7 protein-coding genes are annotated in these 6,372 nt (G+C 65.2%); 1 reads left to right on the forward strand and 6 read right to left on the reverse strand.

Going from position 1 to position 6,372, the window contains the following annotated elements:
• The 6 genes from AAFN89_RS20680 to AAFN89_RS20705 all read right to left on the reverse strand — a co-directional run.
• The coding region (locus AAFN89_RS20680) for a hypothetical protein (protein ID WP_347541204.1) at nucleotides 1–215 on the reverse strand (215 nt) is incomplete at its 3' end.
• Nucleotides 216–410: 195 nt separating this feature from the next.
• Nucleotides 411–1,457: a formate dehydrogenase subunit gamma gene (locus AAFN89_RS20685; protein WP_347541206.1), complete on the reverse strand. Its 1,047-nt coding sequence runs from the start codon at nucleotides 1,455–1,457 to the stop codon at nucleotides 411–413.
• A 47-nt stretch (nucleotides 1,458–1,504) separates the two neighbouring features.
• Nucleotides 1,505–2,101, reverse strand: a complete 597-nt coding sequence (gene fdh3B / locus AAFN89_RS20690; RefSeq protein ID WP_347541208.1) for a formate dehydrogenase FDH3 subunit beta — start codon at nucleotides 2,099–2,101, stop codon at nucleotides 1,505–1,507.
• Nucleotides 2,102–2,117: 16 nt separating this feature from the next.
• On the reverse strand, nucleotides 2,118–5,033 hold the full coding sequence (locus tag AAFN89_RS20695) for a formate dehydrogenase subunit alpha (RefSeq protein ID WP_347541210.1): 2,916 nt from the start codon (nucleotides 5,031–5,033) through the stop codon (nucleotides 2,118–2,120).
• Between the two features lie 6 nt (nucleotides 5,034–5,039).
• Nucleotides 5,040–5,261, reverse strand: coding sequence for a twin-arginine translocation signal domain-containing protein (locus AAFN89_RS20700; RefSeq protein WP_347541212.1), 222 nt, complete (start codon nucleotides 5,259–5,261; stop codon nucleotides 5,040–5,042).
• Between the two features lie 62 nt (nucleotides 5,262–5,323).
• Nucleotides 5,324–5,923, reverse strand: a complete 600-nt coding sequence (locus AAFN89_RS20705; protein ID WP_347541214.1) for a molecular chaperone TorD family protein — start codon at nucleotides 5,921–5,923, stop codon at nucleotides 5,324–5,326.
• A gap of 222 nt (nucleotides 5,924–6,145) precedes the next feature.
• On the opposite strand from AAFN89_RS20705, the gene AAFN89_RS20710 reads away from it, so the two are divergent.
• A partial coding sequence (locus AAFN89_RS20710; protein WP_347541216.1) for a hypothetical protein occupies nucleotides 6,146–6,372 on the forward strand: 227 nt, incomplete at its 3' end.

The raw sequence follows: 6,372 nt of genomic DNA on the forward strand, positions 1-6,372 counted from the left end.
AGAAAGTCGCCATCATCGCCGTCGCCAGAAAGCTCCTCACCCACCTCAACGCCATGCTCAGAGACCGTAAAGCCTGGGCCTGACAACACAGTTGCCGGCTCGGGGGCCGGAATGACCAACAAAGGGGAATCTTCCTCCCACCTCATGGTGAGCCTGTCGAACCATGGGAGTTCCGCATCCTTCCCAAGATCGTCATGCCGGACTTGATCCGGCATCCATACGGTGTCGAGGGAAGCCGGGACCGCGACCGGCGCTCCGCCCGCCGGTAATGTGGCGGAGGCCTATGGATTCCCGATCAAGTCGGGAATGACCAACAAGGGGGAAGTACTGCCCCTCCCACCTCATGGTGAGTCTGTCGAACCATGTGTGCCCTACACCCTTCGACAGGCGCAGGGTGAGGTGGTGGCTGGTTACTTCGCCTGCGCCGCCGGGCGGCCAGGGGGCATCTGGGGGTGGCCGGTTTCGGTCTTGGCGCGCTCTTTCTCCACCCAGACGGAATGGTGCTCCTTCGCCCAGGCGAGGTCGACGTCGCCCGAGCCCATGGCGCGATAGGCCCCTTCCATGCCGAGCGTGCCGATATAGATGTGGCCCAGGATCACCGCGACCATGATCATGGCGACGGTGGAATGGAAGTATTGGGCGATCTGCATCCCGTTGACGTCGAGGAAGGCGAAGGGCATCAGCAGCAACACGCCGGAAACCGACATGGCGATCCCGCCCAGTACGACCGCCCAGAAGATGAGCTTCTGTCCCGCATTGAAGCGGGCGGCGGGCGGGTGGGTGTCGTTGCTCTTGTCGAAAAGGCCGCCTCCCTTCTTCATCCAGGTCACGTCGTAGCGGTCGGGGATGTTGTCCTTGATCCACAGGACGAACATCATCAGCACGCCGGCCATGAACAGCCATGAGATGGCGTCATGGGCGTATTTCGACCATTGCGACCAGGCCGAGAACGCCTCCGGGCCGATCAGCGGCATCAGTATCCGCTTGCCGAAGACGAAGTTCAGGCCGGTGATCGCCAGCACGATGAAGGAAGTCGCGGTCATCCAGTGGGTGAACCGCTCCACCACGTTGAAGCGCTTGAGCGGAACGCCGGTGTCCGGCGTCTGCTGGCGCACGCGCCCCCGGATGAAATAGAAGACAGCGAGAAGCAGCAGCACGCCGATCACGGCCACGCCGCCGATCCAGGGCAGCAGGCCTTCGCGGAAGGCGCGATAGTCGCGCCCCGCCGGCTGTTGGAGGACCGAGGCCCTTTCGTCGGGTATGGTGATCCGCCCGTCAATCCGCCCCAACTCCTCCAGGAGCTGCTGTTCGGACACGGCCTGCGCGGTGGGATTGCTTCCCGACATGCCTTCGTCGGACTGGCTTCGGGCGGGGCCGGGCGCGACCAGCAGGCCGATCGCCAGCAGGATGATCGCGGCGGAAGGACAGACCGGTCGATTACGCTTGAAGCTTCGCATCTTCTCCACCCTCTCCTGGCTCAGCGGGTTTCGTTGTTGCTGTCCCGTTAGACCTCTACCGTCTCCCGATAGGCCGTCTGCCAGCCCCAGGCGCCGGAGCCGTAGCCGCGCTGGGTGACCCGCTCCCGATAGATCGCCGCGATGATCTCCCCATCGCCGGCGAGCAGCGATTTGGTCGAGCACATCTCCGCGCAGAGCGGCAGCTTGCCTTCAGCCAGCCGGTTGGCGCCGTATTTGGCGTATTCTTCTGCGGTCAGATCCTCCTCCGGACCGCCTGAGCAGAAGGTGCATTTGTCCATCTTGCCGCGCGTGCCGAAATTGCCCGTGCGCGGATATTGCGGCGCGCCGAACGGGCAGGCGTAGAAGCAGTAGCCGCACCCGATGCAGAGGTCCTTGGAGTGCAGCACCACGGCATCGGCCGTCGTATAGAAGCAGTCGACCGGGCAGACGGCGGCGCAGGGCGCGTCCGTGCAATGCATGCAGGCCATGGAGACCGACCGTTCGCCCGGCCTGCCATCGTTGATGGTGACGACGCGCCGGCGGTTGATGCCCCAGGGGACGTCATGTTCGTTCTTGCAGGCGGTGACGCAGGCGTTGCATTCGATGCAGCGGTCGGCGTCGCAAAGGAATTTCATCCGGGCCATTTCTCGCTCCTCCCGCTCACGCCGCCTGGACCTGGCAGAGCGTGACCTTTGGTTCCTGCATCCCGGTGACCGGGTCGTAGCCGTAGGTCGTGATGGTGTTGGCGCTTTCGCCCAGCACGAACGGGTCGGCCCCTTCGGGATAGTTCGCCCGGAGATCCTCGCCCTGGAACCAGCCGCCGAAATGGAACGGCATGAAGGCGACGCCCTGGCCGACCCGTTCGGTGACCAGCGCCCTGACCCGCGCCTTGGAGTCGTTCTCCGCGCCGCTGACCCAGACCCAGGAACCGTCCGCGATGCCGCGTTCCGAGGCGTCGGCGGGATTGATCTCAACGAACATCTCCTGCTGGAGCTCCGCCAGCCACCGGTTCGACCGCGTCTCCTCGCCGCCGCCCTCATATTCGACCAGCCGGCCGGAGGTGAGGATCAGCGGGAACCGCTCCGCCACCCCGTTCTCAATCGCCGCCTGCTGGACGCTGAACCCGATATTGGGCAGGCGGAACTGCCTGGCGTCGGGAAGCGTCGGATACTTCTCCACCAGCTCGACCCTGGGCGTGTAGATCGGCTCCCGGTGGACCGGGATCGGATCGGGCAGGTTCCAGGCCTTGGCCCTCGCCTTGCCGTTGCCGTAGGGATGGCAGCCATGGCTGAGCGCCACGCGCTGGATGCCGCCGGAAAGGTCGGTCGACCAGCTTACCTTGTCGACATTGTCGCCGCCGACACGTTCGATCGTCGCCAGCTCGTCGGCCGTCAGATCCTGGTCCCAGCCCAGCATCTTGAGGACCGCCATGGTGAATTCCGGATAGCCGTCGGTGAGTTCGGACCCCTCCGTGTAGGAGCCCTCGGCCAGCAGCGTCTCGCCATCCCGCTCCACGCCGAACCTGGCGCGGAAGGGGCTGCCGCCATCCATGACATGGAGGCCGGTGTTGTAGAGGTTGGCCGTGCCGGGGTGGCGGATTTCCGGCTTGCCCCAGCAGGGCCAGGGAAGGCCGTAATAATCGCCGCCGACCTCCGGATCGTCCTTCGGCGCCCGCAGCGTCACCAGGTCGAACTTGTGCTGGTTGCGCATATGGGCCTTCAGCCGCTCCGGCGACTGGCCGCAATAGCCGGTCGACCAGCTTCCGCGGTTCATCTCCCTCAGCACGTCCTCCGGCACCGGCCGGTCGCCCTCCACCGCGATGTTCTTGAACATCGGCTCGGCCAGGCCCAGCTTCTGCGCCAGCCGGTAGATGACCTGATAGTCGTCCTTCTGTTCGAAGCCGGGCTTCACGATCTGCTCGCCCCATTGCAGGGAGCGGTTGGAGGCGACGCGCGACCCCGACGTCTCGAACTGCGTACAGACGGGCAGCAGGTAGGTGTTTTCCTGCCGGCCGCCCTGGACGGCGAGCGACGCCCAGGTGGTGGGATGCGGATCGGCGACCACCAGAAGATCGAGCGCGCCCAGCCCCTTCACCGATTCAGGGATGCGGGTGATGCTGTTGCTGGCGTGGCCCTGCACGAACATGGCGCGCAGATTGTCGTTCTGGCCGACATCCTCCTTCGGCAGCAGCACCGCGTCGAACCACCGGGTCAGCGGAATGCCCGGCGTCTCCATCATCTCCTTGGAGTCGAAGCGGGACAGGAGATAGTCGTATTCGACCTCCCAGACCCGCGCCCAATGGTTCCAGGCCCCTTCGGTAAGCCCGTAATAGAAGGGCAACGTCACGACATCGAGGCCGATATCCGTCGCGCCCTGCACATTGTCGTGGCCGCGGAAGATGTTGGCGCCGGTGCCGGGCTTGCCGACATTGCCGGTCGCCAGGCAGAGGACGCAGCTTGCCCGCACATTGGCGGTGCCCACCGTGTGCTGGGTCTGGCCCATGCACCAGATCAGCGTCGCCGGCTTCTGGGTCGCGAACATCTCCGCGACGCGCTTCAACTGCTCGCCCGGGACGCCGGCGATCCGCTCCACCTCGTCGGGCGGGTATTTCGCCACCTCGGCGCGGATTTCGTCCATCGCGTAGACGCGCTGGGCGATGAATTCCTGGTCCTCCCAGCCATTCTCGAAGATGTGCCAGAGGATGCCCCACAGCACGGCGATGTCGGTGCCCGACCGGATGCGCACATATTCCGTCGCATGCGCCGCCGTGCGGGTGAAGCGCGGGTCGATGACGATGAAGTTGGCGTTGTTGAGCTCCTTGCCCTCCAGCAGATGCTGCAGGGAGACGGGATGCGCCTCCGCCGGGTTGCCGCCCATGATGACCAGGGTCTTGGCGTTCCGGATATCGTTGTAGGAGTTGGTCATCGCGCCGTAGCCCCAGGTATTGGCCACGCCGGAGACGGTCGTCGAATGGCAGATGCGCGCCTGATGGTCCTGGTTGTTGGTGCCCCAGAATGCCGCCAGCTTGCGGAACAGGTAGGTTCCTTCGTTGGAGAATTTGGCCGATCCCATCCAGTAGACGGATTCCGGCCCCGAACTTTCCCGGACCTCCATCAGCTTGTCGCCGATCTCATTGATAGCGTCGTCCCAGGAGATCCGTGTCCATTCCCCGCCAACCAGCTTCATCGGGTATTTGAGCCGGCGGTCGCTGTGGACCAGTTCGCGGACGCTGGCGCCCTTGGCGCAGTGGGAGCCGCGATTGAACGGGCTGTCCCAGGAGGGTTCCTGCCCCGTCCACACGCCGTTCTGGACCTCCGCCGTGACCGTGCAGCCGACGGAGCAGTGGGTGCAGATGTTCTTCCTGATCTCGACCGGCACGCCGGGTTGGGGTGGGCTGATCGCCTCGGCCCGCCTTATGGTGCCAAGCTGGAACGCGCCGGCCGCCGCCAGTCCGCCGGCCGTGAGGCCGGAGCGGCGCAGGAACGCGCGGCGATCCATCGGCTTCGCCCCGACTACGCCGGCCAGGGCCTGCAACCTTGCACGGCCCGTCTGGCCGTCCTTCCGTTTCGTCAGCATGACGCCCTAGCCCTCCTGCGTTGGATAGCCGTTGACCCGGTAGAAGGTCTTGACGTGGTCGGTTTCCTGATAGCGGGCCTTTGCCTCCTCTTCGCCCGGATCGTAGGCCTCAGCCTCTGTCGGACGCAGCGCCGCGGCGGTGGCGACGGCGGCCGCCGAAACGCCGCCGACCGCGCCCAGGAAACCCCGGCGGCCGATCCCCTTCCCTGACTTCCCGCTGTCGCTCATCGCCCATCCTCCTTGGAGGCGGCGCCGTCTCCCACGGCTGTCGCCGCCTTATTGCTTACCCGTCACGCGCTGCGGCGCGTCTCCATCGCGAAGCCTTCGGCCTCGATCTCCATGAATGTCCGTCCCACCGCGCCGACGGCTTTGTAGAAGTTCGCCGCTTGCGCCTTCTCCAGGTCGCCGAAGAACCGGCCGGCCCAGGGGGCGAGGTGACGGGAGAAGAAGCCGGCCTCATCGCCCGGCGAGGCTTCGAATATCCCGCCGGCGAACCCGCTCATGATCTCGCACAGGCTGCCCAGATGGTCCTCCGGGTCCGGATGGCCATCGGCCCGCTCCAGGCCCAGTCGCATCATGTCCCCGCGCAACCGCGCCAGCGGCCGTTCGTTCAGGAATCCGGTCATATAATAGGAAGCGTAGGGGAGGAGTTCCCCGCGTCCGACGCCGATGAAAAGGCTGAAATACTCCCGCTCGACCCGTTTCGCGTCAGCGGTCGCCGCCGCCGTGGCCAGCGCGGCGTGGGTGCGGCCCAGCGGGGTTTCCGATCCCTCCAGACGCGCAAGCCGCGACAGGATTTCGGCATCGGGAGTGCGCAGAAGCAGGGAGGAGAGCAATGCATACTCGTCCGACCGGGCCGCATCGACCTCGTCGATGCCGGCCGCCGGCATGGTCGCTTCCTCCAAATCCGAGTCTCTTCGCATCGTCTCGGCCCCGGCGGTAATACCACTTGAGCAGCAGGGTTATGTTAACCCTCTTCCAACCGAATGCAACCGCAATCGGGGGAGGTTGGAACGCCCTTCATACTGGGAAAGGAGCATGACGCGTGACTTGTTCCGTTCTTCGCCGTCGCAGAGGCCGTGACGGCCAATGGATTCCCGATCAGGTCGGGAATGACCAACAAAAACAATGTCATGCTGGATTTGATCCAGCATCCATGGGATGGCGGCCATGGGCCGTGCCGGCGCTCGACTCGACGCAGTTCGGTGAAGCTGCCGCAGCCCATGGATTCCTGTGTGTTGGATGGTTGCTATGATGGGAGCGGGAAGGAGGCCGTTGGATTCGAGGTCGCCCGATCGGTAGACCGTATGCTGGCCTGGCCCCTTCCCGCTCGTCTTGC

Source organism: Inquilinus sp. CAU 1745 (assembly GCF_039839375.1).
Taxonomy (GTDB): Bacteria; Pseudomonadota; Alphaproteobacteria; order DSM-16000; family Inquilinaceae; genus JBDOQU01.